This is a genomic window from Ancylobacter lacus (genome assembly GCF_018390635.1).
Taxonomy (GTDB): domain Bacteria; phylum Pseudomonadota; class Alphaproteobacteria; order Rhizobiales; family Xanthobacteraceae; genus Ancylobacter; species Ancylobacter lacus.
The window spans coordinates 252,615-276,934 of the sequence record NZ_JAHBGE010000044.1 but is presented as its reverse complement, the minus strand read 5'-3'; the positions used below and the strand labels follow the sequence as shown (position 1 = coordinate 276,934).

Here is a 24,320-nt window from a genome sequence, read left to right as displayed (position 1 = left end):
GGCCGGGCGGCCGTCACGCAAGCGCGCCGCGTCAGCGCGGCTCCCGCAGCCGCACCCAGGCAAAGGCGGCGAAGACGCCCAGCAGGGTGGCGGCGAGGCCGAACCAGGTCAGGGCATATTCCAGGTGCCGGTTGGGGAAGGTGACCCGGGTGAGCCCGCCAATGGGCAGAGCCTTCGGCCGCGTGGCGTCCGCATCCGCGTCGATCAGGAAGGGGGCGACCCTCAGCAGGTTGCGGGCCGCCGCGATGGCGACGGGGTCGCGGGTGTACCAGGCGTCGCGGGCGGGGTCGTTCTCCGGGGTGAAGAGTCCCTCTTCCTCCGGCATCCGCAGCAACCCGGTGACCGTGACGAGGCCATCGGTCTGGGCTTCCGGCCGGGTTGCCGGCGCACGGCGGTCCAGCGGCACGAAGCCGCGATTGACCAGGATGGCGGCGCCATCGGTGAGCACCAGCGGCGTCACCACCCAGTAGCCCGGCCCGCCGCTGCCGTCCGGCGCGGTGTCGACCAGCGCGTAGACCTGCACCTCGAGATCGTGCCGGAAACGCCCGGTCGCGCTGATGTGGCGGTACTCGTCGGCATCGAAGCCGACGCCGCTCCACTCCGTCTCGGCCGGTGCCGGGACCGGCGGCTGGTGGATGCGCGACTCGACCTTGGCGAGAAGGCCCTCCTTCCACGCCAGCCGTTCGAGCTGCCAGCTGCCGAGGCTGACCAGAATCGCGAAGGCGACCAGCGTGGCGAGGCCGGGCACGATGAGCCGGCGCCAGCGCGGCTTGCGCGGCCGCGGCGCCGGGGCGCCCGCCCCGGCCGGGCGCGTCGCCGGGCGGGCGGCGTCCATGGCCGGCTGATCGTGAAGCGTCACGGAGTGCCCCGGTCGAGGCGCCCCTCGGCGGCGCGCTTGGCATATTGCTGGGCGATCAGCAGCGCCTTGAGGGGTCGCATGAGCCCGACCGTCGACAGCAGCACCAGCGGGGTCCAGAGCAGGGCATGGACCCAGAGCGGCGGCGACCAGGTGAGTTCCACCCACAGCGCCAGCCCGACCACCAGCGTACCGGCGAGGAGGATGATGAACACCACCGGCCCGTCGCCGGCATCGGCGAAATCATAGCTGAGGCCGCAGCGCTCGCAGGCCGGGGCGACGGTGAGAAAGCCGCTGAAAAGGCGGCCACGCCCGCAACGCGGGCAGCGGCAGCCGAGGCCGGCGGCGACGGGCGAGACGGCGGTGTCGAAGGGCTTCAGGTCCATGGCCGCAGTTCTACTCCTCCGGCGCCTCGCTGCAAACGCAAACGGGGCGGCCCAGGGCCGCCCCGCCGATACCGTCCGGTCCGGGGGTCAGTGCGCCGCCGCGCCGCCGCCCCACACATAGATGAAGGTGAACAGGAACAGCCACACCACGTCAACGAAGTGCCAGTACCACGCCGCCGCCTCGAAGCCGAAGTGATGGGTGGGGGTGAAGTGCCCGGCATAGAGCCGGCCCAGGCACACGGCGAGGAAGATGGTGCCGACGATGACATGGAAACCGTGGAAGCCGGTCGCCATGAAGAAGGTGGCCCCGTAGATGTTGCCGGAGAAGGCGAAGGTGGCGTGGCTGTACTCATAGGCCTGGCACAGCGAGAACAGCACGCCGAGGCCGACGGTGAGCCAGAGGCCCCACTTCGCGCTCTGGCGATCACCATGCACCAGCGCATGGTGGGCCCAGGTCAGCGTGGTGCCCGAGGTGAGCAGGATCAGCGTGTTCAGCAGCGGCAGGTGCCAGGGGTCGAAGGTCTCGATGCCCTGGGGCGGCCAGTGCCCGCCGGTGAACTCGTTGCGGGTGAAGTTGATGGCTTCGCCGGAATAGAGCGAGGCGTCGAAGAACGCCCAGAACCACGCCACGAAGAACATCACCTCCGAGGCGATGAACAGGATCATGCCGTAGCGCAGGTGAAGCTGCACCACCTTGGTGTGGGCGCGGGTGTGCTGCGCCTCGCGGATGATGTCCCGCCACCACACCACCATGGTGTAGATGACACCCAGCAGGCCGACGATGAAGACCAGCGAGGTGAGCTGGCCGTGCATCCAGAAGACCGCGCCGACGGCCATGACGAAGGCGAAGACCGAGATGACGAAAGGCCACGGGCTCGGGTCGACGAGGTGGTAGTCGTGGTGCTTGGCGTGGGCCTCGGCCATGGGTCGCGCTCTCCGTGCGTCTGTTTCTAGCGGGCCAGTCGGATGGCCGCGATATTACCATTCCGTTTCGTCACAGGGGAGCCTTCGCGGGGGTACCCTGGCCCGAGGCGACCGGCGTCGCCTTGGGGAAGAAAGTGTAGGACAAGGTGATGGTGGACACGCTGGCGGCGTCGATGTCGGTGACCATGTCGGGGTCGACGAAGAAGACCACCGGCATCTCGATCGACTCGCCGGGCTGCAGCGTCTGGTCGGTGAAGCAGAAGCACTGCATCTTGCCGAAATGGCTGCCGACCACGCCGGGAGTGACGTTGTAGGTCGCGGCGGCGGTCACCGGCCGGTCGGCGTGGTTGGTGGCGCGGAAATGCACCAGCTTGGTGTCACCGAGCCGAACCTGCATCGAGCGCACTTCGGGTTCGAAGCTCCAGGGCAGGCCCGGCGCCACATTGGTATCGAACCGCACCTCGACCACCCGGTCGATGGCATGGTCCGGCGCCGCCGCCGCGACCCGGGTCGCGCCGCCGAAGCCGGTGACCTGGCAGAACATCTTGTAGAGCGGCACGGCGGCGTAGGAGGCGCCGACCATGGCGCCGACGAACGCGACGCAGGCGACCGCCACCACGGCGTGACGGCGGCTGCCGGCGCGGGCATCGGGGGCAGGCGAAGGATCACGCGCGCGCATCGTCACCTCACAGCGGCCGGTTGAGGACGTTGGGTCCGAGCTTCACGATGGTGACGACGTAGAACAGGACGCAGAGCGCGCCCAGCACCACGGCGATGGCGATCGAGCGGGAGCGCTGGCGGCGCTTCTGCTCGGGGGTGAGGACCACGCCCGGGTCGCGGGGGTCCTTGGGTGTGTTGGCCATGATGTCTCTCCCTGCCGCGCCCATGGTTCAGATGCCGATCCCGGACGGTACCGGCAGGGCTTCGACCAGAAGCACCGCGAACAGCAGGAAGAGATAGAGGATGGAGAAGGCGAAAAGACGCTTGGCCGCCTTTTCCGCCGCGACGCCCTCCCGCCGGCGGTACACCTCCAGCGCCAGCGCCAGCATGGCGGCGCCGGAGACGACCGAGACGACGCCATAGGCGAGCCCGGCCATGCCGAGGGCGAAGGGCGCGATGCCGAGCGGCACGAGCACCAGCGTGTAGAGCAGGATCTGCCGGCGGGTTTCCGCCTCGCCCGCCACCACGGGGAGCATGGGCACGCCGGCCCGGGCGTAGTCGCCGGTCTTGTAGAGCGCCAGCGCCCAGAAATGCGGCGGCGTCCAGAAGAAGATGAGGAGGAAGAGCAGCACGCTCTCGAGCCCGATCCCGCCCGAGGCGGCGGCCCAGCCAACCATGGGGGGAAACGCCCCGGCGGCGCCGCCGATGACGATGTTCTGCGGCGTCGAGCGCTTCAGCCACATGGTGTAGATGACGGCGTAGAAGAAGATGGTGAAGGCCAGCAGCGCCGCCGACAGCACGTTGACCAGCAGGCCGAGCACCAGCACCGAGCCGACCGACAGCGTCATGCCGAAGGCCAGGGCTTCGCCCGGCGTCACCCGGCCGGCGGGGACCGGGCGGCCGCGGGTGCGGGTCATCACCGCGTCGATGTCGGCGTCCCACCACATGTTCAGCGCGCCCGAGGCGCCGGCGCCGATGGCGATGCACAGCAGCGCGGTGAAGGCGATCACCGGGTGCACGTCGCCGGGCGCGCGCACGATGCCGACCAGCGCGGTGAAAATGACGAGCGACATCACCCGCGGCTTCAGCAGGGCGATGTAGTCCGACACCGAGGCGAAGGACGGAACGTCGATCGCCGCGGGTTCGGAACCGGTCACTTCGTATTCGCGCGAGGCGACGTCACTCATCATGCGCTCCGGTTCCGCGCCGTCCCCCCGCCCGGCGCAATGGCCGCCGGAGCGGTTTCCCGGGGGAAGGCGCGTCCTTGGTTCAGGCGACCGGCGCGAGGTGCGCGCCGGGAACTCGTCGGGCCACGGGCCGAGGCCCGGGCCGGCTACCGCTCACTTGATGCGCGGCAGGGTGTCGAAGTGGTGGAACGGCGGCGGCGAGGACAGCGTCCATTCCAGCGTGGTGGCGCCGACGCCCCACGGGTTGTCGCCGGCCGGCACCTTGGCCGCGAACATGCGGTAGACGCCGAACAGGAACACCAGCACCGCGACGCCCGAGATGTAGGAGCCGATCGAGGAGATGAAGTTCCAGTGGGCGAAGGCGTCGGGATAGTCGGCGTAGCGGCGCGGCATGCCGGCGAGACCCAGGAAGTGCTGGGGGAAGAACACCAGGTTCACCCCGACGAAGGTCATCCAGAAATGCAGCTTGCCGATCGACTCGGAGTACATGTAGCCGAACATCTTCGGCGCCCAGTAGTACCAGCCGGCGAAGATCGCGAACACCGCGCCGAGCGACAGCACGTAGTGGAAGTGCGCCACCACGTAATAGGTGTCGTGCAGCGAGCGGTCGATGCCGGCGTTCGACAGCACCACGCCGGTGACGCCGCCCACGGTGAACAGGAAGATGAACCCGATCGACCACAGCATCGGCACGCGCAGCGAGATCGAGCCGCCCCACATGGTGGCGATCCACGAGAAGATCTTCACGCCCGTGGGCACCGCGATGATCATGGTCGCGGCGACGAAATAGGCCTGGGTCGAGGCCGACAGACCCACCGTGTACATGTGGTGCGCCCACACCACGAAGCCCACCACGCCGATCGCGACCATGGCGTAGGCCATGCCGAGATAACCGAACACCGGCTTCTTGGAGAAGGTGGAGACGATGTGGCTGACGATGCCGAAGCCCGGCAGGATCAGGATGTACACTTCGGGGTGGCCGAAGAACCAGAACAGGTGCTGGAACAGGATCGGGTCGCCGCCGCCGGCGGGATCGAAGAAGGTGGTGCCGAAATTGCGGTCGGTCAGCAGCATGGTGATGGCACCCGCCAGCACCGGCAGCGAGAGCAGCAGCAGGAAGGCCGTGACGAGCTGCGCCCAGGCGAAGAGCGGCATCTTGTGCAGCGTCATGCCCGGCGCGCGCATGTTGAGGATGGTCGTGATCAGGTTGATCGCGCCCAGGATCGAGGAGGCGCCGGCGATGTGCAGCGACAGGATCAGCAGGTCCATCGCCGGGCCGGGGTGGCCGAGCTTGGACGAGAGCGGGGGATAGATGGTCCAGCCGCCGCCGAAGCCGTTGGAGCCGGCCGCGCCCTCGACGAACAGCGACAGGATCGCCAGCGCGAAGGAGGGCGGCAGCAGCCAGAAGGCGACGTTGTTGATGCGCGGGAACGCCGTGTCCGGCGCGCCGATCATCAGCGGGATGAAGTAGTTGCCGAAGCCGCCGATCATCGCCGGCATCACCATGAAGAAGATCATGATGAGGCCGTGGCCGGTGGTGAACACGTTGAAGGTCTGCGGGTCCGAGAAGATCTGAAGGCCCGGCTGCTGCAGCTCGGCACGGATGCCGATCGAAAGAATGCCGCCCACGACCCCCGCCACGATGGCGAAGATCAGGTACATGACACCGATGTCCTTGTTGTTGGTCGAATAGACCCAACGCTTCCAACCCGTGGGGTCGCCCGCGTGACCGGCTGCGTATGCCATGAACTCGTCCCTCATCCGCGCTTGCGCGCTTCTCATCTCAAACCAGTCTGCCGGCGCTCAGCGCGTCGTCGGCAGGGCGGCAGCCGCATCGTTCTCGGCGAAGGTCGGACGCGGCGCGTCGCCCGAGGCGAATTTCTGCTTGGCTTCCTCGACCCACGCCGAGAAGGCCGGCTCGCTCACCACGCGGATCGCGATCGGCATGAAGGCATGGTCCTTGCCGCACAGCTCCGAGCACTGGCCGTAGAACACGCCTTCCTGGGTGGCCTGGAACCAGCTCTCGTTCAGGCGGCCCGGCATGGCGTCGATCTTCACGCCGAAGGACGGCATGGCGAAGGAGTGGATGACGTCGGCCGAGGTCACCTGGATGCGGACGATCTTGTTGACCGGCACCACGACCTCGTTGTCCACCGCCAGCAGGCGCGGCTGGCCCGGCTTGCGCTCCTCGTCGGTCAGCATGAGGCTGTCGAAGGTGAAGGCGCCGTTGTCGGGATATTCATAGGACCAGTACCACTGGTGCCCGGTGATCTTCACCGTCATGTCCGCCTTGGGGATGTTCAGCTCGAGGAACAGCAGGCGGAAGGAGGGAATGGCGATCGCCACGAGGATGAGGACCGGGATCACGGTCCACGCCACCTCGATCAGCGTGTGGTGGGTGGTCTTGGAGGGAACCGGGTTCGCCTTCTCGTTGAACTTCACCAGCACGATGATGAGCAGCGCCAGCACCAGAAGCACGACGCTGACGATGATGAAGAGCAGGAAGGTGTGGAAGGAATGGATGCTTTCCATCACCGGCGAGGCGGCACCCTGCAGGTTGACCTGCCAGTCAGACGGCTGCCCCGTACCGGCGAGGGCGGCACCCGAGCCCGCCAGCACCGTCGCGATGCCCGCGGACAGGCCCGTTCCGAAGCCCCCGCACCTGCGCACGGCTTTGCTGATCCACGACTGCATCGCGATCGTCACTCCCTAAGATCTTGGCTGCGCGCCCTCAACCGTTGCGTCAGTCGCGTGCGGGGAACGGCGGCAATTGACCTACATCAAACACAAAACGCCACCCCGGGCAACGAGACATGGGTCCGCTCCTGTGCGACATGACGTCGGGTCTGGCTGGAGCCATTCCAATTCCGGGAGAACCTCCGCGCGCCCCATTCTTGACATAGCGCGCGTGCGCTGTAGGCCTCCTTCCCACGGGAGGCTGCGACCGACCGAAGCAGCCCCGAATCGTCGGCGCCCCTCCAGGCGCAGGCCCCCTCCGAAGCCATTTCCTCGGGAGAGTAGACCATGCGCGGGTTCCCCTCGCTCAATCTCGTGGCGCCCGCCTTCCTGGCCCTCGCCATGCTCCTCGCCGCCGCGGGAGGCGCCAGCGCGCAGGGGGTGGTGCGTTCCGTCCACGGGGACTGGCAGATCCGGTGCGACACCCCGCCCGGCGCCCAGTCCGAGCAGTGCGTGCTGCTGCAGAGCGTGCAGGCGGACGACCGGCCCAATGTCGGCCTCACCGTCATCGTGCTGAAGACCGCGGACCAGCAGAGCCGCCTGCTGCGGGTGCTCGCCCCGCTCGGCGTGCTGCTGCCCTCGGGCCTCGGGCTGAAGATAGACAACACCGATGTCGGCCGCGCCGGCTTCGTGCGCTGCGTGCCCAATGGCTGCGTGGCCGAGGTGGTTCTCGACGACAAGCTGGTGGGCCAGCTCCGCAATGGCCAGAACGCCACCTTCATCATCTTCCAGACACCGGAAGAAGGTATCGGCATTCCGCTGAGCCTCAACGGGTTCGGCGAGGGCTTCGACAAGCTTCCCTGACGCGAGGACGCCGTGAGCCGATCCGAGCCGCCGCCTAACCGCCCGGACACGCCCGGCCAAGAGATGCCCGGCCAAGACACGCCAGCCTCCGGCATGCCCTCCCCCGGCGGGCCGCGGCTGGTGATCTTCGACATGGACGACGTGCTGGTGCGCTACGACCCGCAGGCGCGGCAGGCGGCCATGGGGGCGCTGGCCGGGCTCGACGCCGGGGAAGTCGAGCGCCGGATCTGGCACAGCGGCATCGAGGACGCCGGCGACATGGGCGCGCTCGACGCCGACCAGTATCTCGCCGCGGTGGGCGCGGCCCTCGGCATCGCCTTCGACGACGCCGCCTGGGTGCGCACCCGCGCCCCGGTCACCCGGCCCGACCCCGCCATGACGGCGCTCGCCGCACGGTTGGGGGAGCGCGTGCCCCTCGCCCTGCTCACCAATAACGGCCTGCTGATGAAGCGCCATTTCGACGCGGTGGTGCCGCATCTGCGCCCCGTCTTCGGCACCGCCATGCATGTCGCGGCCGACTTCCGCACCAAGAAGCCCGACCCCGCGATCTTCCGCCGCCTGGCCGCGCTGCACGGGGTGGCGCCGCAGGACGCCCTGATGATCGACGACAAGGCCGTGAACGCCGCTGGCGCCCGGGAGGCGGGGCTGCGCGCGCACCATTTCACCGGCATCGACGGGCTGATCTCGGAACTGCGCGCGCTTCACCTTATATAGGGCGCAGCCACAGCGAGCCCGCCCATGCCCGAACTGCCCGAAGTCGAAACCGTCCGGCGAGGCCTCGCCCCCGCCATGGAGGGGCTGCGGCTGAGCGCGGTCGAGGCGCGGCGCCCCGACCTGCGCTGGCCGCTGCCGGAGCGCTTTGCCGAACGCCTCGCCGGCCGGCGTGTCCTCGGGCTGGGGCGCCGGGCGAAATATCTGCTGGCCGATCTCGAGAGCGCGGCGGAAGACCCCGCCGGCGGCGAGGTTCTGGTGATGCATCTCGGCATGTCCGGCTCGTTCCGCATCGAGAAGGCCGGCGGAGCGGCGGGCCCGGACGCGCCGGGCGGAACGGTGGAGATGCCCGGCGCCTTCGCCCTCGCCCGCTCCCGGCTGGAGGCGCACGACCACGTCGTCTTCGAAATCGAGGACGGCACCCGCATCGTGTACAACGACCCCCGCCGCTTCGGCGCCATGCTGCTGGTGCCGCGCCGCACGCTGGAGGAGCACCCCCTCTTCCGCGGCGTCGGGCCCGAGCCGCTCGGCAACGCCTTCGACGCCGCCTATCTCGCGCGCGCCTGCGCTGGCCGCGCCACCTCGCTCAAGGCGGCGCTGCTGGACCAGAAGGTGGTGGCGGGGCTCGGCAACATCTATGTCAGCGAGGCGCTGCACCGCGCCGGCCTCTCGCCGCGCCGGGCGGCCGGCACGCTCGCCACCGCCGCCGGCGGGCCCACCGCCGCGGCGCGGCGGCTGGTGCAGGCGATCCGCGACGTCCTCGCCGAGGCGATCGCCGCCGGCGGCTCGACCCTGCGCGACCACGCCGGGGTCGACGGCACGCTCGGCTATTTCCAGCACACCTTCCGCGTCTATGACCGCGAAGGCGCGCCCTGCCCTTCCCCCGGCTGCCGCGGCGCGGTGCTGCGCTTCGTGCAGAACGGCCGCGCGACGTTTCACTGTGAGAGCTGCCAGCGATAGGAGGGCCGCCGATGTCCTATGAGAACATCCTCGTCGAAACGCATGGACGCATCGGCGTCCTCACCCTCCACCGCCCGAAGGCCCTCAACGCCCTCAACCGGGCGCTGATAGCCGAGCTGAATCAGGCACTTGATCGATTCGAGGCGGACCCCGGCATCGGCTGCATCGTCCTCACCGGCTCCGAGCGCGCCTTCGCCGCCGGCGCCGACGTCAAGGAGATGCAGCCGCTGACCTTTCCCGCCACCTACACCGACGACTTCATCACCGACTGGGAGCGCCTGTCCCGCTGCCGCAAGCCCGTCATCGCCGCCGTCTCGGGCTATGCGCTGGGAGGCGGATGCGAGATGGCCATGATGTGCGACATCCTCATCGCCGCCGACAATGCCCGCTTCGGCCAGCCGGAGATCCAGCTCGGCATCCTGCCCGGTGCCGGCGGCACCCAGCGACTCACCCGTGCCATCGGCAAGGCCAAGGCGATGGAGATGTGCCTGACCGGGCGCACCCTGGACGCGGCCGAGGCCGAGCGCGCCGGCCTCGTTTCCCGCGTGGTGCCCCTTGCCGACCTCCAGGCGGAGACGATGAAGCTGGCGGAGAACATCGCCGCCCTCGCCCCCGCCGCGGCCCTGATGGTGAAGGAGAGTGTCAACCGCGCCTTCGAGACCACGCTCGCCGAAGGCATCCGATTCGAGCGGCGCCTGTTCCAGGCGCTGTTCGCCACGGCCGACCAGAAGGAGGGCATGGGGGCTTTCGTCGAGAAGCGCCAGCCCAGCTTCGGCAAGGATTCCTCCCATGAGGCGGCGGCCAGGACCCGCCACGAAGATTGACGCGCTGCCCTTCCGCGACTATAAGGCCCGCCACACGCGAAGGCGTCCCTTCGGAACGCCGCGCACCCCTATTGCCACCTGACAGCAGGCATGGGCAGGGTCACCCCTGACCCTTGCGACGTAGAAAAGGACGGCCGATGGCCAATACGCCTTCCGCCAAAAAGGCGGCGCGCAAGATCGAGCGCCGCACCGAGGTCAACAAGAACCGCCGCTCGCGCATGCGCACCTTCGTGCGCAAGGTCGAGGAGGCGCTCGCCTCTGGTGACCGCGACGCCGCTGGCGTTGCCTTCAAGGCTGCCGAGCCGGAGATCATGCGCGCCGCCCAGAAGGGCGTGCTGCACAAGAGCACCGCGTCCCGCAAGGTGTCGCGCCTCGCCCATCAGCTCGCCAAGCTCGGCTGATCGAGGCGCCCGGCCACACGCCGGGACATCGCTTCCGACCTGATTGCTGAACCCGGCCGCGAGGCCGGGTTTTGGCGTTTTGGCCTCCCTCGCCTCTCTGGTCGACAGCCCCGCCGCTGGAGCGCTGGAGCAGCGAAATACCTACGCGTGCTGCGGTGCGAAAACACCTCCGGCCGCGCCGGAAACACGTTGCACAAGTGTCACACTCGGCATTGAGCGGCACGATGGCGGCCGGAATCATGCTTGACTCTCGCGGCACACTTCCGGCGTGGAATCGGCGTTGAAGGCGGCATGACACGACCTCCGCATGCCAGAAAATATGATGCAATATCCGTATGTTACGACCCACGCCGCGCCAGCCTCACCGAATCTGTGGTGGACATGGGTCCACCCTTGCGGCTCGTCGAAAAACCTCTCCTTTTCCGCCAGCCGGAAGGCCCGGCGAATCTCGCAAGCGACTCAGAGATTTGCCGACTAGGGGTCAGTCGCATGCATGCCTCCCCGGCTGGGCTCGCGGCCTTGGCAGGCCCAATGGCGTTGCACCCGCGAAGACCCCTGTGTATGTTCACTCCATCTTCGGTCGGCCGAAGATCGCTCAGCGCAAAGTTGAGATATCGGCTACCACTCATCGGTGGTGAGGGGCTCGGAGGTGCATTGCCTAAATGAAGACGCCTATTGTCGTTTGCGTTGTTTGTTGAGTTTCGGGGCCGTCGGCAGCGTCCGCTCGACGATGCTTCCCGAATGACGATTGAGTTCTTGTGGTTGTATTCCAAAACAAGCAAAAACTTTGACAGGCAGACATCTATATTGTCTGCGAAGGGGCTACTATGACTCTCGATGCCTGCGATCTAGAACGTCTTCCTGCCCGCACCGAAAGGGTGCGGTCCAGGGACATCTTCCCGCCGAACTCATCCACTCATTGCGCGGAAGACCAGAGCCCTCACGCCTGCTGTGAGGTTCGATCGCAGGAATAGGCGCGAGAAGCGCCTCATCCACCTGAAGCCATATTCGAGACGGCGATACCGACACGTAGCGCTCCCCAAGGCGTAGCGGCCGCATTTTGCGGTGTGCGCCCCGGTTGGAGCGCCTTGCGCATGCCGGTCCTTGCCGCCTCGTCCTGTTGACAACAAGACCTCAATTCGCAAGGCGGGAGCTCACCATGTTCAGGCCAGATGATCTGGATATCTCCGACCGAGCCGGCACGGCGCAGCCCGCCACCCGGTCTGCTGTCGGCGGCCGCGACGGGGGCAGCGTCCGCGACATCTGGGAGCGCGTGCGTGCGTGCCTTCGCGCCAAGATCGGCGAAGAAATCTATGCGAGCTGGTTCACCCGTCTGGAGCTGGACGGCGTGCAGGGTGAGACCGTTTATCTCTCCGTGCCGACGCTGTTCCTGAAAAACTGGATCCAGCAGCACTACGTGGAGAAGATCGCGGAACTCTGGCAGCCCGAGCTGCCGAATGCCCGCGTGGAGCTCATGGTACGTTCCGCGGTGGTGCGCTCCGGCTCCTCGCCCGCGTCTGTTGCCGCCCGCCGCATCGTCCGCCCGGCCGAGCCCCGCCGCGAGGCCACCTCCGCGGCGTCCGCGCCGACCCCGGCGCCGGAGGCCCGCGCGGTTGCCAGCGACATGACGGGCGGTTCGCCGCTCGACCCCCGCTTCACGTTCGAGAGCTATCGCCTTGGCAGTTCCAACCGCCTCGCCCATGCCGCCGCGCTGAAGGTCGCCGAAGCGCCAGCTGGCGCAAACCCAGTATTCAACCCGCTCTATCTCCATGCCGAGGTCGGGCTGGGCAAGACGCACCTGCTCCAGGCCATCGCCGCCGCCGGGGCTGCCCGCGGCCGCCGGGTGGTCTATCTCACCGCCGAACGCTTCATGTACGGCTTCGTCAATGCGCTGAAGACCCAGTCCTCGCTGGCCTTCAAGGAGCAGCTGCGCGGCATCGACGTTCTGGTCATCGACGACCTCCAGTTCCTGCAGGGCAAAAGCGTCCAGCAGGAATTCTGCCACACCCTCAATGCGCTGATGGATGCCGGCCGGCAGGTGGTCATCGCCGCCGACCGTCCTCCCGCGGAACTCGACGCCCTGGAGGAGCGGGTGCGCTCGCGCCTTGCCGGCGGCCTCGTGGTGGAGATCGCCGCGCTCGACGAAGAGCTGCGGATCGCCATTCTGAACGCGCGGGTCGCCGCGCTCGCCCAGCAGCATGCCGGCTTTGGCGTGCCCGCCGATGTGCTGAGCTTCATCGCCCGCAATTGCGGCCAGAACGGCCGCGACCTCGACGGCGCACTGAACCGCCTGCTGGCGCACAACCAGTTCAACAGCAGCGCCATTTCTCTGGAAATGGCGGAAGTGGTGGTGCGCGACCTCGTCCGCTCCTCCGAGCCCAAGCGGGTGAAGATCGACGACATTCTGCGCATTGTCGCCAAGCACTACAACGTAACCCGCGCCGACATCCTCTCCCAGCGCCGCACTGCCAATGTGGTGAAGCCGCGCCAGATCGCGATGTACCTTGCCAAGATGCTCACGCTTCGCTCGCTGCCGGACATCGGCCGCCGGTTTGGCGGACGCGACCACACCACGGTGCTGCACGCCGTGCGCAAGATCGAGGGTCTGGCAGGCACCGACCGGGTGCTGGCCGACGAACTCGAGGCGCTGAAGCGGCTGGTCAACGAGTAGTCCCCGCTCTCCCCTCTTGTTGTCCCCATAATCTGTCCCGCCGACGCCGTCGCGGCCTTGCGCTGCGGCGAAACGGGCGGCAATGTCGTCGGCCCGGCGGCGCACCCGCGCCGCCCGCCGGGGCGCGGTGAGGCAGTGCCCGCTTCCTTCGCGCCCCGTGCGCGGTCCTAACTCTCCGAGCTGGAAGTCGCGGCCATGAAGGTCACCGTCGAGCGGGGCGAACTGCTCAAGTCTCTCGCCCATGTCCATCGTGTCGTCGAGCGGCGGAACACCATCCCGATCCTCGCCAACGTCCTGATGCGCACCGGCCCGCGCGGTCTCGCGCTTAAGGCCACCGATCTCGACATCGAGATCGTCGAGACCATCCCCGCCGAGGTGGCGCAGGAAGGGGCGACGACGGTTCCGGCCCACACCATCTACGACATCGTGCGAAAGCTGCCCGAGGGCTCGCAGGTCCTGATCGAGACCAGCGGCGACCGCGGCACCCTCACCGTGCGCGCCGGCCGCTCCCGCTTCTCCCTGCAGACCCTGCCGGAGACCGACTTTCCCGACCTCGCTGCCGGCGAGATGAGCCACAGCTTCCCCATTCTGGCGGGCGAGCTGAAGCGGCTGGTCGACAAGACGCAGTTCGCCATCTCCACCGAAGAGACGCGCTACTACCTCAACGGCATCTATCTCCATGTCGCCGAGGCCGGTGGCCCGGTCCTGCGCGCGGTCGCCACCGACGGGCACCGCCTGGCGCAGGCACAGACGGCGGCCCCCGCCGGCTCGGCGGGCATGCCCGGGGTCATCGTGCCGCGCAAGGCCGTCGCCGAGATCCAGCGTCTCGTCGAGGACGGCGAAGCCGAGATCGGGATCGAGCTTTCCACCGCCAAGATCCGCGTCTCCCTGGATCGTGTCGTGCTCACCTCCAAGCTGATCGACGGCACCTTCCCGGATTATGGCCGGGTCATTCCGCTGGCCAACGACAAGACCCTCATCGTCGACAAGGCCGATTTCGCCGCGGCGGTCGACCGTGTCTCCACCGTCGCCAGCGAGCGCGGGCGGGCTGTGAAGCTGGCGCTCGCCGACGGACGCCTCACTCTTTCCGTCACCAATCCGGATTCCGGCAGCGCGGTGGAGGAGATTGAGGTCGAATACGCCGCCGAGCCGCTCGATATCGGCTTCAACAGCCGTTATCTGCTCGATATCACCTCGCAGATCGAGGGCGCGACAGCGGAGCTGAAGCTGGCCGACCCCGGCTCGCCCACCCTTGTCCAGGACCCGGAGAAGCGCGGCGCCCTCTATGTCCTGATGCCGATGCGCGTGTGATACCCGCCGCCCGCATCACGCGGCTGCGCCTCACCCATTTCCGCAGCTACCCCACGGCGGAGATCGTCGCCGGCGAGGGGCCGGTGGTGCTCACCGGGCCAAACGGCGCCGGCAAGACCAACCTGCTGGAGGCGATCTCCTTCCTCTCTCCCGGCCGTGGCCTGCGCCGCGCGGCGCTTGAGGGAGTTGCTCACCGGGCTGCCGGTGCGACGGCCGCCGGCTGGGCGGTCGCCGCCACGGTGGAGGGAGCCTATGGCGAGGTCGCGCTCGGCACCGGCGTCGAAACGCTGGATGACGGCTCGCGGCAGCGGCGTTCCCGCATCGATCGCGAGCCGGTCGGCTCGGCGAGCGCCTTCGGCGACCATCTGCGCGTGGTCTGGCTCACGCCCGACATGGACGGGCTGTTTCTCGGCTCGCCCGGCGACCGGCGCCGGTTTCTCGACCGGCTGGTGCTTGCGGTCGACGCTGGCCACGCCACCCGGGTAAGCGCGCTGGAACGGGCGCTCAGGGCCCGCAACCGCCTGCTGGAAGAACCCGCGACGGAACCGCGCTATCTCGAGGCGGTCGAGCAGGAACTCGCCGCCCTCGCCGTGGCGGTGGCCGCGGCGCGGGTGGAGGCGGTGCGCCGCCTTGCCGCCGGAATCGCTGCGAACCGCGACGATGCCTCGCTCTTTCCCTGGGCGAGCGTGGCGCTCGAAGGTGCCGTGGAGGCGGCCCTCCGCGAGCGCCCGGCCACGCTGGTGGAAGACGAATACCGCCATGTGCTGCGCCAGGGCCGGCCCCGTGACCGCGCCGCCGGACGCACGCTCGAGGGTCCCCATCTCACCGACCTCAGGGTCGGTCACGGCCCCAAGGCGATCCCGGCAGCCCAGGGCTCCACCGGAGAACAGAAGTCGCTGCTCATCGGGCTCGCCCTCGCACATGCCCGGCTTGTCGGCGAAATGACCGGGCTGGCGCCGGTGATGCTGCTCGACGACGTGGTGGCCTATCTCGACCCCGAACGCCGTGCCGCCCTGTTCGAGGCGCTAGCGGCGCTGGGCGGCCAGGTGTGGATGACGGGCGCCGATCCGTCCGCCTTCGCGGCTCTTGGCAACCGGGCCGAACGGTTCGACATCCGCCCCGGCCAGATCGTTCCGCTAACCCACGGGTGAGCCTCATGCTGGACCACGTCTCGATCACCGTTTCCGACCCGCGAACCGCCCTCCCCTTCTGGGATGCCGTGATGGCCGCGCTCGGGATTCCGCGGGTCTGGCGGCGGGAGGACGCCGCCGGCTACGGCATCCGCAACGACGCCGGCGACGACGCCCACAGCTACCTCACCGTACTGGCGAGCAGCGGGACGGTGGTGCCGGACAATCGCCACTGGTGCTTCCGCGCCCCGAACCGCGCAGCGGTTGACGCCTTCCATCGCGCGGCACTGGCGCAGGGCGGACGCTGCGATGGCCCCCCGGGCCTCCGGCCGCAGTACCATGCGGCCTATTATGCCGCCTTCGTGCTGGATCCCGACGGCAACCGGATCGAGGCCGTCCATCACCGGGTGCCGGACTGAGATGGGGCGCGCCAAGGGCATGAGCCAAGGGGTTGACCTTTCGCGCGCACGCGCGCACGGAGAGGCATGGACCTTCTGGGACTGTTCGTCTTCGCCGCAGCGCTCGCGCTGGCTGCCGCTTCTCCGGGCCCCAGCGTGATCGCGCTCGTCGCCCGCACGCTGGTGCGCGGCCGGGAGGGTGCGGCAGCGCTGGTGGGCGGCATCATCCTCGGCGACATGGTCTGGCTGGCAGGCGCCATTCTCGGCCTCGCGGCGCTGGCAGCCGCGCTCGGTTCGCTCTTCGTGCTGGTGCGGCTGGCGGCGGCCGCCTATCTCGTCGTCCTCGCCTGGAAGATGTGGACGGCACCGGCTGCCACGGTCGCTGCGGCCGATATCCGCGAGAGCGAAAGCCAGGCCGGCCTGTTCCTCACCGGACTCGGCATGACGCTCGGCAACCCCAAGGCGATGGCGTTCTATCTGGCGCTGCTGCCGAGCCTGATCGACCTCAACCATCTGGGCGTGCTCGCCTTCGCCGAGCTCTGCGCGGTGATCGTGGTGGTTCTCGGGGCCGTCTTCGGCAGCTACGTCGCCCTTGCCCACCGCGCTCGCCATCTCGCCGCAAGCGCCCGCGCGGTCCGCTTCATCAACCGGGCCTGCGGCACCGCCATGGCCGGCGCAGCCGTGCTCGTCGCCACGAAATGAACGCGCGAATGCGCTAGTAATAGTCCAGATCGCTGCAACGATTCGAAGAGAATTGAACATGGCCGATTCCGACCCCTCTCCGTCCTCGGAAGAATACGGGGCCCAGTCCATCCAGGTCCTCAAGGGCCTGGATGCGGTGCGCAAGCGCCCGGGCATGTATATCGGCGACACGGATGACGGGTCGGGCCTCCACCATATGGTGTATGAGGTGGTGGACAACGCGATCGACGAGGCACTTGCCGGTTACGCCACCGAAGTGACGGTGACGCTGAACGACGACGGCTCGGTCACCGTCACCGACAATGGCCGCGGCATCCCGACCGATATCCATAAGGAAGAAGGCGTCTCGGCGGCGCAGGTCATCATGACCCAGCTTCACGCCGGCGGAAAGTTCAACCAGAACTCCTACAAGGTCTCGGGCGGGCTGCACGGGGTCGGCGTCTCCGTGGTCAATGCCCTGTCGACCTATCTCGACCTCACCATCTGGCGCGACGGCTATGAATACTTCATGCGCTTCCGCCATGGCGATGCCGAGCAGGACCTCGCCCGGGTCGGGCCGGCGCCCGACGGCCGCCGCGGCACCAAGGTGACCTTCCTGCCTTCGCCGGCCACGTTTACGCGGATCGAGTTCGACTACGGCACGCTGGAGCACCGGCTGCGCGAGCTGGCCTTCCTGAATTCAGGGGTTCGCATCGTGCTCACCGACGCCCGTTCGGCCGAAGTAAAGCGCGAGGAGCTGATGTATGAAGGCGGCGTCGAAGCTTTCGTCCAGTATCTCGACCGCTCCAAACAGGCCCTGCTGCCCCGGCCCGTGGTCATCCGCGCCGAGCGAGACGGCATATCGGTGGAATGCGCGCTGTCGTGGAACGACAGCTATTACGAAAACGTGCTCTGCTTCACCAACAACATCCCTCAGCGTGACCGCGGCACCCACTTCACCGGCTTCGCCGCAGCGCTGACGCGGCAGATCATCGGCTATTCCGAACGCTCTGGCATCGCCAAAAAGGAGAAGGTGGACCCCACCGGCGAGGACTGCCGCGAGGGCCTGACCGCCGTGCTCTCGGTGAAGGTGCCGGATCCGAAATTCTCCTCGCAGACCAAGGACAAGCTGGTCTCCTCGGAGGTTCGCCCGGTGGTCGAGGCGCTGGTCAATGAGGCGCTGGGAAGCTGGCTCGAGGAAAACCCCTCGGAAGCCAAGAGCGTCGTCGGCAAGGTGGTGGAGGCCGCCGCCGCGCGCGAGGCCGCCCGCAAGGCGCGCGAGCTCACCCGCCGCAAGAACCCGCTCGACGTCGCCTCGCTGCCGGGCAAGCTGGCGGACTGCCAGGAGCGGGACCCCGCCAAGTCGGAGATTTTCATCGTCGAGGGCGACTCGGCCGGTGGCTCCGCGAAAATGGGCCGCAACCGCGCGTTCCAGGCGATTTTGCCGTTGCGCGGCAAGATCTTGAACGTCGAGCGCGCCCGTTTCGACAAGATGCTGTCGTCGGACCAGATCGGCACGCTCATCACCGCGCTCGGCACCGGGATCGGGCGCGACGACTTCAATGCCGACAAGCTGCGCTACCACAAGATCATCATCATGACGGACGCGGATGTCGACGGCTCGCACATCCGCACCCTGCTGCTGACCTTCTTCTTCCGGCAGATGCCGCAGCTCATCGAGCGCGGCCACATCTACATCGCGCAGCCCCCGCTCTATAAGGTGACGCGCGGAAAATCCGAGCAATATCTGAAGGATGAGCGCTCTCTTGAGGACTACCTCATCACCCAGGGGCTCGACGACGCCAGCCTGATCCTCGCCTCGGGCGAGGTGCGGCGCGGGGCGGACCTGCATGCGGTGCTGGAGAGCGCCCGCTCGTTCCGGGCGGTGATGCACGGGCTGCACCCGCGCTACAACCGGGCGGTGGTGGAACAGGCGGCGCTGGGCGGCGCCTTCCGCTCCGGCGTGCTCGGCGATGAAGAGCAAGCCCCTGAAATGGCTATCAAAATCGCCGATAGGCTGAACATCGTCGCGGAAGAGACGGAGCGCGGCTGGAGCGGCGCGGCCGACCCGACGGGCTTCCGCTTCACCCGCACCGTGCGCGGGGTGAAGGAATCGGTGGTGCTCGACGCCGCCTTCGTCACCTCCGGCGAGGCCCGCCGCCTCAACACCCTTGCCGACGAGCTCCAGGAGGTCCACGCGGCTCCCGCGACGCTGCGCCGGGGCAGCGCCGATGCGGTGGCCTTCGGCCCCATGGACCTGTTCGACATCGTCACCGACGCCGGGCGCAAGGGCGTAAAACTCCAGCGTTACAAGGGCTTGGGAGAGATGAACGCCGAGCAGCTCTGGGAGACGACGCTCGATGTGAACGCCCGCTCGCTGCTGCAGGTGACGGTGAAGGAGGAGGCCGAGGCGGCCGATCTCTTCGCCCGGCTGATGGGCGACATTGTCGAGCCGCGCCGCGAGTTCATCCAGGACAATGCGCTGAAGGCGATCGTCGACGTCTGACGGTTCGATCCGGCCGAAAAACGGTGTGGTGAGGTGGACGATGTGTCCGATCGGTGCGATCGGACCGAGCCCCGGCACCGCCTGCCCGCTGCGCCGCCACGACGGCCGGGCGCGGTGCCGCCACCCCTGCTTTTCGGGCATGGGCGCGCCGGCCGGATGCGGCTAGATTGCGACCCGGCCGGGCCTCCCGGCCACCTCCCGTCCCGCGCGACGCGCGCAGCCCGGCAAGCAGGCCATGACACTCCCCTCCCCCGCCTTCCCCGCCCCCGAGCCGACCCGGCGCACCGGCGCGCGCCTCCTGGTCGACGCGCTCCTTGCCCATGGCGTGACCCGCGCCTTCGGCGTGCCGGGGGAAAGCTATCTCGACGTGCTCGACGCCCTCGCCGACACCTCGGTCGACTTCGTGGTCTGCCGGCAGGAGAGCGGGGCGGCGATGATGGCGGAAGCGGTGGGCAAGCTCACCGGCCGACCCGGCATCTGCTTCGTCACCCGCGGGCCCGGCGCCACCAATGCCAGCGCCGGGGTGCACATCGCCTCGCAGGATTCCACCCCGATGATCCTCTTCGTCGGGCAGATCGGGCGCTCGATGCGCGGGCGCGAAGCCTTCCAGGAGGTGGATTACCGCGCGGCCTTCGGCCCGCTGGCGAAATGGGCGGTGGAGATCGACGAGGCCGCGCGCATTCCCGAGATCGTCGCCCGCGCCTTCCGCGTCGCCATGCAGGGCCGACCCGGCCCGGTCGTCATCGCCCTGCCGGAAGACATGCTGAGCGAGACCGCGGAGGTCGCGGACGCGCCCGCGGTCGAGCCGGCCGAGACCTGGCCGGGCCTCACCGACATGATGCGGCTGCAGAAGATGCTCTGGGCCGCTGAGCGCCCGGTCATGATCCTCGGCGGCAGCCGGTGGAACGCGCGCGCGGTGTCCTCGGTGGTGCGCTTCGCCGAGCGCTTCGACCTGCCGGTGGCGGCCTCCTTCCGCCGGCAGATGCTGTTTCCCGCCGACCACCCCTGCTATGCCGGCGATGTCGGGCTCGGCATCAACCCGAAGCTGGTGGCGCGGCTCAAGGCGGCGGACCTCGTCATCGTCGCCGGCGGGCGGCTCGGCGAGGTGCCCTCGCAGGGCTATTCGCTCTACGGCATTCCCGATCCCGGCGTGCCGCTGGTGCATGTCCATGCCGACCCGGAGGAGCTCGGCCGGGTCTACCAGCCGGCCCTCGCCATCAATGCCTCCGCCGGCGCCTTCGCCGCGGCGCTGGAAGGGGTGCAGCCGCCGAACCGCATCGTCTGGGGCGGCTGGCGCGAGGAGGCCCGGGCCGACTATCTCGCCTGGAGCGAGAACCCGCCCGCCAATCCCGGCCCGGTGCAGATGGCGACGCTGGTGCGCTGGCTGCGCGCCCTGCCGGCGGAAACCACCGTCTGCAACGGCGCCGGCAATTTCGCCACCTGGGTGCACCGCTTCCACCGCTTCCGCGCCTATGGCAGCCAGCTCGCGCCGACCTCCGGCTCGATGGGCTACGGCTTTCCCGCCGCCATCGCGGCGAAGCGCGCCTTCCCCGACCGTCCGGTGGTGGCGGTGTGCGGCGACGGCGACTTCCTCATGACCGGGCAGGAACTCGCCACCGCCGTGCAGCACGGCATCCCGGTGCTGGCGGTCATCATCGACAACGGCATGTACGGCACCATCCGCATGCACCAGGAGCGGGAATTCCCAACCCGGGTCTATGCCACCAGCCTGACCAACCCGGATTTCGCCGCCTATGCCCGCGCCTTCGGTGCCTTCGGCGCGACGGTGGAGACCGACGCGCAGTTCGTCCCGGCGCTGGAGGCGGCGCTGGCCTCCGGCCAGCCGGCGGTGGTGCATGTGAAGCTCGACCCGGAGGCGATCACCCCGGTGACGACGCTGGCGGCGCTGCGGGAAGCCTCGCTCGCCCGCCGCTCGGTGAGCTGAGGCGCCGGGCGCAAAGCCCGCCGCGCGGCGCGGTCGATCAGGCGCCGCGGGGCGCGGGCTGCGATGGCGGCGGCGCGGGCAAGGCCGGAAGTGGCGGGCCGTCTGCGTCCCGTCCGCCTCGCCTGTCGAGATCGCCCGCTGCCGGACCAACCGACCTCGACAGGCTTTGCCGCGCCGTTCCTACTTCGCCAACAGGCGCAGCAGAACGATGTTCTTGCTGTGGTCCTTGTCATCGGTGCTGCCGGCGACCACGATCAACCGCGAACCGTCGATGACAAGGCTGTTGGCGACATCGTCACCGTCACCCAGCGAGATTCCGAACACACCATCCGGGGTGCCGTCCTTGCCGCCGTCCGCGCCGAAGCTCTTGTCCAGGCGGCCGTCGGGCAGAACGCGCACCACGGCGATGTTCTTGCTGTTGCCGTCGGTGTGATAGCCCGCGACCACGATCTTCCCGTCGGGCTGAAGGCCAATCGACGTGGCGGCATCGTCGCCCTTGCCGAGATCGACCGCCACGAAGCCATCCGGCGTGCCGTCGCCGCCGCCGTCGACACCGAAGCTGGCGTCGAGCGAGCCATCATGCCGGAAGCGGGCCAGCACCATGTTCGAGCTGCCATCCTTGGCGGTGGTGGTTCCGGCAATGACGATGCGGCCCTTCTTGTCCAGCGCCACGGCGCGGGCAACGTCATTGCCATCGCCCAGTGACTCGCTGACCACCCCATCCGGGGTGCCGTCCTTGCCGCCATCCGCGCCGAAGCCCTTGTCGAGCTTGCCATTCCTGGTGAGGCGCGCCACGATGATGTTGTCGCTGCCCTTTTCCCGGTGCGAGCCGGCGACGACGATCTCGCCGTCACGCTCGATGGCGAGGCCATTGGCGACATCGTCACCCGCACCGAGGTCGATGCTGACGAAGCCATCGGGCGTGCCGTCGGCCCCGGCATCCGCGCCGAAGCGCTTGTCCACCGTGCCGTCGGCGTTGAAGCGGGCCACCACGATATTGGAGCTGTCGCCCTTCACCGTATCGCCGGCCACCACGATCTTGCCATCGGCGGCCAGCGCCACGGCGCGGGCGATGTCGTCGCCGTCGCCCAGCGATACGTTCACCACGCCATCGGGCGCGCCATCGGCGTTGCCGTCCGCGCCGAAGCTCTTGTCCAGCGTGCCATTCCTGTTGAAGCGCGCCACGAAGATATTCTTGCTCTTGCCGTCCTGGTGATAGCCGGCCACGACGATCTTGCGATCGGGCTGCACCGCAACCGCCGTCGCAACGTCGTTGCCGTCTCCGAGCGACACGTCCACCACACCGTCGGGCGTGCCGTCCTTGCCGCCATCCTTGCCGAAGCTCTTGTCGAGCGTGCCGTCATGATTGTAGCGCGCGACGATGACATCGGACGAGCCGTTGGCGACATGACTGCCGACCACCACGAGCTTATCGTCCGGCGTGCGGGCCACGGCGGTGGCGATGTCGTCGCCGCTTCCAAGCGACGTCGAAACAACGCCGTCCGGCGTGCCGTCTTTGTTGCCGTCAGCACCGAAGGTCTTGTCCAGCACACCGGCACCGCCAGCAAAAGCAGATGGCGCAGCCGTCAAAAGAACCAGAGTGGAAATACCCGAGAGCAGACACGTGCGCGCTACCCCCGTGCCGAACATATTTCGCATGAACTTCTCTCCACTGTACCATGTGCAATGCAATATAATTTTGCAGTGCAGCATTATAATACCATGTTACATCCCGACACTATGGCGGGCTATAATTTCACCTATGAATGCAGACCGGAACTACCTCCAAAATGGCAGCGAAGGATGCCAACAGGAGGCGATAGTGGGAGAGATACCGATTGACTTTCGGCCCTGACGCGGGGCGTCCAGACGCGCCCCGAAACGGCTCTGCTACCGGCCGTCCCAGGCTCCCCTCAAGAAGATGCCCCCCGGGCCGGCCCCCTCGCGGAGGAGCCTCCCGTTGGGGTAGATGTTTCAAGAAGCTCGCCGGCGCCGCTGCCTCATCGGCCAACGGCCTTTCCACCTCCCTGCGTCGCCACCGGAAGTGCCCATGAACCGGAAGTGCCCATGAGTCGCCTCGACCCGCAGCGCCCCACCCCACAGGCCGCACCACGGAAGGCCCCTCGATCCGCCCTCGCGCTGCCCGTCGCGGCACTGCTCGTGGCGCTGATGGCGGGCGGGGCGGCACCGGCTTGTGCCGAGCCGGTGTGGTTCGGCGACAGCCGGGGCGAGACGGCGCACCTCACCCTCGGCGTGCCCGGCGGGGAGGAATGGGTGCTGGACATCGCCTGCGCCCGCGGCAGCGGCACGCTGGCGTTGCGGACGCGGTTCGGCTCCAACGGGCTGCTGCCGGGCGAGCCGGCCGAGGTGACGCTGGAGAATAGCCGCGCCCGGGTGGTCTTCCCCGGCACCGCGGTCGCCGATGCGCCGCGCGGGGCGGTCGACGTCGAGGCCCGCGGCCCACTGGCCGGCCTCGCCACCATCGTGCGGACCAACCGGCCCTTCGTCGCGGCGGTGAAGGGCGCGCGCTACATCATGAGCCAGGCCGGCATGGCGGAACCCTATGCCGCGCTGGTCGCAGCCTGCGGCGGCTGAGGTCGCGTGGGAAAGCCAACCGCAGACGGCCCGCCGGAAACGGGCCCCCGCGCTCAGCCGGGCCGGTCGGCGGGCGGGTAGGGCGTGAGGGTGACGCGGGCGGCGGCAAGGCGGCGGTAGAGCCGGCGCTGCTTCACCAGCGGCCACCACTCGAACAGGAAGATCTCCATCGGGTGCCAGTTCGCCACCCAGCCGAGGATGACGAGCCCTTCCATCGCCACCGCGGCGAGGCGGGAATTGGGGAACAGGCTGACGAGGAACTGGCCGAGGCCGAGGCACAGCGCCAGCACCACCAGCCCCACCGCCAGCGCGGTGCGGCCGTCGGCGAACAGCCGCGCGAGGTCGCGCGAGGCCCGCTCCGCCCGGCGGGTGAAATGGCCGGAGACGATCTCCGGCAGGGAGCGGGCAAGCTCACCCGCCGCGGCCTCCGGCGGCAGGTGGATGGCGAGCTCCAGCGCGCTGCCCGGCGGGGTGTCGCCGGCGCGCTCCTCGACATAGTCCTCCAGCTCCGGGTCGAGCCCCCGCTCGCGGAACGGGAAGGGGTCGAGCATGTCGAGAAGCTGGCGCGGATCGTCCACATGCAGGTCGATCCGCCCGGCGCGGCGCGGCATTATCCCTCCCCCCAATGGCGCGG

General features: G+C 68.7%; 23 protein-coding genes. 13 read left to right on the top strand and 10 right to left on the bottom strand.

The features are described from left to right. Positions 1 to 31: 31 nt before the first annotated feature. The 8 genes from KHC27_RS10140 to coxB all read right to left on the bottom strand — a co-directional run bounded on the left by KHC27_RS10140 (position 32) and on the right by coxB (position 6,707). Positions 32 to 859: an SURF1 family protein gene (locus tag KHC27_RS10140; RefSeq protein ID WP_343210882.1), complete on the bottom strand. Its 828-nt coding sequence runs from the start codon at positions 857 to 859 to the stop codon at positions 32 to 34. Next, the gene (locus tag KHC27_RS10135) at positions 856 to 1,242 is read right to left on the bottom strand and encodes a DUF983 domain-containing protein (protein WP_213338552.1); all 387 of its coding nucleotides are present in this window, start codon (positions 1,240 to 1,242) and stop codon (positions 856 to 858) included. The genes KHC27_RS10140 and KHC27_RS10135 overlap by 4 nt, the downstream gene beginning before the upstream one ends. An 87-nt stretch (positions 1,243 to 1,329) precedes the next feature. Further along, entirely contained in the window at positions 1,330 to 2,166 is an 837-nt protein-coding gene (locus tag KHC27_RS10130; RefSeq protein ID WP_213338550.1) for a cytochrome c oxidase subunit 3, read from the bottom strand. Positions 2,167 to 2,236: 70 nt separating this feature from the next. Next, on the bottom strand, positions 2,237 to 2,845 hold the full coding sequence (locus tag KHC27_RS10125; protein ID WP_213338549.1) for a cytochrome c oxidase assembly protein: 609 nt from the start codon (positions 2,843 to 2,845) through the stop codon (positions 2,237 to 2,239). A gap of 7 nt (positions 2,846 to 2,852) precedes the next feature. Continuing rightward, positions 2,853 to 3,029: a hypothetical protein gene (locus tag KHC27_RS10120; protein ID WP_213338548.1), complete on the bottom strand. Its 177-nt coding sequence runs from the start codon at positions 3,027 to 3,029 to the stop codon at positions 2,853 to 2,855. Between the two features lie 27 nt (positions 3,030 to 3,056). Further along, a complete protein-coding gene (locus tag KHC27_RS10115) occupies positions 3,057 to 4,013 on the bottom strand; it encodes a heme o synthase (protein WP_213338547.1) in 957 nt (318 codons plus the stop codon). A gap of 153 nt (positions 4,014 to 4,166) precedes the next feature. Continuing rightward, positions 4,167 to 5,759, bottom strand: a complete 1,593-nt coding sequence (gene ctaD / locus KHC27_RS10110; protein ID WP_213338542.1) for a cytochrome c oxidase subunit I — start codon at positions 5,757 to 5,759, stop codon at positions 4,167 to 4,169. A 57-nt stretch (positions 5,760 to 5,816) separates the two neighbouring features. Further along, complete coding sequence (coxB, locus tag KHC27_RS10105) at positions 5,817 to 6,707, bottom strand: cytochrome c oxidase subunit II (protein ID WP_213338994.1); 891 nt, start codon at positions 6,705 to 6,707, stop codon at positions 5,817 to 5,819. A 330-nt stretch (positions 6,708 to 7,037) separates the two neighbouring features. On the opposite strand from coxB, the gene KHC27_RS10100 reads away from it, so the two are divergent. The 12 genes from KHC27_RS10100 to KHC27_RS10045 all read left to right on the top strand — a co-directional run bounded on the left by KHC27_RS10100 (position 7,038) and on the right by KHC27_RS10045 (position 21,091). Further along, positions 7,038 to 7,553, top strand: a complete 516-nt coding sequence (locus KHC27_RS10100; protein ID WP_213338539.1) for an invasion associated locus B family protein — start codon at positions 7,038 to 7,040, stop codon at positions 7,551 to 7,553. A gap of 63 nt (positions 7,554 to 7,616) precedes the next feature. Continuing rightward, entirely contained in the window at positions 7,617 to 8,267 is a 651-nt protein-coding gene (locus KHC27_RS10095) for an HAD family hydrolase (protein WP_246519798.1), read from the top strand. Positions 8,268 to 8,291: 24 nt separating this feature from the next. Continuing rightward, positions 8,292 to 9,224, top strand: a complete 933-nt coding sequence (gene mutM / locus KHC27_RS10090) for a bifunctional DNA-formamidopyrimidine glycosylase/DNA-(apurinic or apyrimidinic site) lyase (RefSeq protein ID WP_213338538.1) — start codon at positions 8,292 to 8,294, stop codon at positions 9,222 to 9,224. 11 nt (positions 9,225 to 9,235) lie between these two features. After that, positions 9,236 to 10,048 carry an enoyl-CoA hydratase gene (locus KHC27_RS10085; protein WP_213338537.1) on the top strand — a complete coding sequence of 271 codons (813 nt, stop codon included), beginning with the start codon at positions 9,236 to 9,238 and terminating at the stop codon, positions 10,046 to 10,048. Positions 10,049 to 10,185: 137 nt separating this feature from the next. Further along, entirely contained in the window at positions 10,186 to 10,449 is a 264-nt protein-coding gene (gene rpsT / locus KHC27_RS10080) for a 30S ribosomal protein S20 (RefSeq protein ID WP_213338531.1), read from the top strand. A 1,159-nt stretch (positions 10,450 to 11,608) separates the two neighbouring features. Then, on the top strand, positions 11,609 to 13,120 hold the full coding sequence (gene dnaA, locus KHC27_RS10075) for a chromosomal replication initiator protein DnaA (RefSeq protein WP_213338529.1): 1,512 nt from the start codon (positions 11,609 to 11,611) through the stop codon (positions 13,118 to 13,120). Between the two features lie 195 nt (positions 13,121 to 13,315). Beyond that, positions 13,316 to 14,431 (top strand): DNA polymerase III subunit beta, encoded by a 1,116-nt coding sequence (gene dnaN / locus KHC27_RS10070; protein ID WP_213338527.1) that lies wholly within the window; start codon positions 13,316 to 13,318, stop codon positions 14,429 to 14,431. Further along, the gene (gene recF / locus KHC27_RS10065) at positions 14,431 to 15,582 is read left to right on the top strand and encodes a DNA replication/repair protein RecF (protein WP_213338991.1); all 1,152 of its coding nucleotides are present in this window, start codon (positions 14,431 to 14,433) and stop codon (positions 15,580 to 15,582) included. Before dnaN ends, recF begins: the two co-directional genes overlap by 1 nt. Positions 15,583 to 15,587: 5 nt before the next feature. After that, the gene (locus KHC27_RS10060; protein WP_213338525.1) at positions 15,588 to 15,980 is read left to right on the top strand and encodes a VOC family protein; all 393 of its coding nucleotides are present in this window, start codon (positions 15,588 to 15,590) and stop codon (positions 15,978 to 15,980) included. A 66-nt stretch (positions 15,981 to 16,046) separates the two neighbouring features. Then, positions 16,047 to 16,661: a LysE family translocator gene (locus KHC27_RS10055; protein WP_213338524.1), complete on the top strand. Its 615-nt coding sequence runs from the start codon at positions 16,047 to 16,049 to the stop codon at positions 16,659 to 16,661. Between the two features lie 58 nt (positions 16,662 to 16,719). Next, the gene (gyrB, locus tag KHC27_RS10050; protein ID WP_213338523.1) at positions 16,720 to 19,146 is read left to right on the top strand and encodes a DNA topoisomerase (ATP-hydrolyzing) subunit B; all 2,427 of its coding nucleotides are present in this window, start codon (positions 16,720 to 16,722) and stop codon (positions 19,144 to 19,146) included. Positions 19,147 to 19,381: 235 nt separating this feature from the next. Further along, on the top strand, positions 19,382 to 21,091 hold the full coding sequence (locus KHC27_RS10045) for a thiamine pyrophosphate-binding protein (protein WP_213338521.1): 1,710 nt from the start codon (positions 19,382 to 19,384) through the stop codon (positions 21,089 to 21,091). Positions 21,092 to 21,271: 180 nt separating this feature from the next. Here KHC27_RS10045 and KHC27_RS10040 read toward each other — a convergent pair whose 3' ends face one another. Continuing rightward, on the bottom strand, positions 21,272 to 22,750 hold the full coding sequence (locus KHC27_RS10040; protein WP_213338518.1) for a hypothetical protein: 1,479 nt from the start codon (positions 22,748 to 22,750) through the stop codon (positions 21,272 to 21,274). Positions 22,751 to 23,158: 408 nt separating this feature from the next. Between KHC27_RS10040 and KHC27_RS10035 the strand changes: the two genes are divergently transcribed. Beyond that, a complete protein-coding gene (locus KHC27_RS10035; RefSeq protein ID WP_213338514.1) occupies positions 23,159 to 23,686 on the top strand; it encodes a hypothetical protein in 528 nt (175 codons plus the stop codon). 53 nt (positions 23,687 to 23,739) lie between these two features. Here the strand turns inward: KHC27_RS10035 and KHC27_RS10030 are convergent, their stop codons facing one another. Further along, complete coding sequence (locus KHC27_RS10030; RefSeq protein ID WP_213338512.1) at positions 23,740 to 24,297, bottom strand: hypothetical protein; 558 nt, start codon at positions 24,295 to 24,297, stop codon at positions 23,740 to 23,742. Positions 24,298 to 24,320 lie beyond the last annotated feature (23 nt).

Excerpts from the sequence above, each read along its gene's own strand:
- KHC27_RS10135 (WP_213338552.1), bottom strand. The coding sequence starts at position 1,242 with ATGGACCTGAAGCCCTTCGACACCGCCGTCTCGCCCGTCGCCGCCGGC.
- KHC27_RS10130 (WP_213338550.1), bottom strand. The coding sequence starts at position 2,166 with ATGGCCGAGGCCCACGCCAAGCACCACGACTACCACCTCGTCGACCCG.
- KHC27_RS10125 (WP_213338549.1), bottom strand. The coding sequence starts at position 2,845 with ATGCGCGCGCGTGATCCTTCGCCTGCCCCCGATGCCCGCGCCGGCAGC.
- KHC27_RS10120 (WP_213338548.1), bottom strand. The coding sequence starts at position 3,029 with ATGGCCAACACACCCAAGGACCCCCGCGACCCGGGCGTGGTCCTCACC.
- KHC27_RS10115 (WP_213338547.1), bottom strand. The coding sequence starts at position 4,013 with ATGAGTGACGTCGCCTCGCGCGAATACGAAGTGACCGGTTCCGAACCC.
- ctaD (WP_213338542.1), bottom strand. The coding sequence starts at position 5,759 with ATGGCATACGCAGCCGGTCACGCGGGCGACCCCACGGGTTGGAAGCGT.
- coxB (WP_213338994.1), bottom strand. The coding sequence starts at position 6,707 with ATGCAGTCGTGGATCAGCAAAGCCGTGCGCAGGTGCGGGGGCTTCGGA.
- KHC27_RS10100 (WP_213338539.1), top strand. The coding sequence starts at position 7,038 with ATGCGCGGGTTCCCCTCGCTCAATCTCGTGGCGCCCGCCTTCCTGGCC.
- KHC27_RS10095 (WP_246519798.1), top strand. The coding sequence starts at position 7,617 with ATGCCCGGCCAAGACACGCCAGCCTCCGGCATGCCCTCCCCCGGCGGG.
- mutM (WP_213338538.1), top strand. The coding sequence starts at position 8,292 with ATGCCCGAACTGCCCGAAGTCGAAACCGTCCGGCGAGGCCTCGCCCCC.
- KHC27_RS10085 (WP_213338537.1), top strand. The coding sequence starts at position 9,236 with ATGTCCTATGAGAACATCCTCGTCGAAACGCATGGACGCATCGGCGTC.
- rpsT (WP_213338531.1), top strand. The coding sequence starts at position 10,186 with ATGGCCAATACGCCTTCCGCCAAAAAGGCGGCGCGCAAGATCGAGCGC.
- dnaA (WP_213338529.1), top strand. The coding sequence starts at position 11,609 with ATGTTCAGGCCAGATGATCTGGATATCTCCGACCGAGCCGGCACGGCG.
- dnaN (WP_213338527.1), top strand. The coding sequence starts at position 13,316 with ATGAAGGTCACCGTCGAGCGGGGCGAACTGCTCAAGTCTCTCGCCCAT.
- KHC27_RS10060 (WP_213338525.1), top strand. The coding sequence starts at position 15,588 with ATGCTGGACCACGTCTCGATCACCGTTTCCGACCCGCGAACCGCCCTC.
- KHC27_RS10055 (WP_213338524.1), top strand. The coding sequence starts at position 16,047 with ATGGACCTTCTGGGACTGTTCGTCTTCGCCGCAGCGCTCGCGCTGGCT.
- gyrB (WP_213338523.1), top strand. The coding sequence starts at position 16,720 with ATGGCCGATTCCGACCCCTCTCCGTCCTCGGAAGAATACGGGGCCCAG.
- KHC27_RS10045 (WP_213338521.1), top strand. The coding sequence starts at position 19,382 with ATGACACTCCCCTCCCCCGCCTTCCCCGCCCCCGAGCCGACCCGGCGC.
- KHC27_RS10040 (WP_213338518.1), bottom strand. The coding sequence starts at position 22,750 with ATGCGAAATATGTTCGGCACGGGGGTAGCGCGCACGTGTCTGCTCTCG.
- KHC27_RS10035 (WP_213338514.1), top strand. The coding sequence starts at position 23,159 with ATGAGTCGCCTCGACCCGCAGCGCCCCACCCCACAGGCCGCACCACGG.
- KHC27_RS10030 (WP_213338512.1), bottom strand. The coding sequence starts at position 24,297 with ATGCCGCGCCGCGCCGGGCGGATCGACCTGCATGTGGACGATCCGCGC.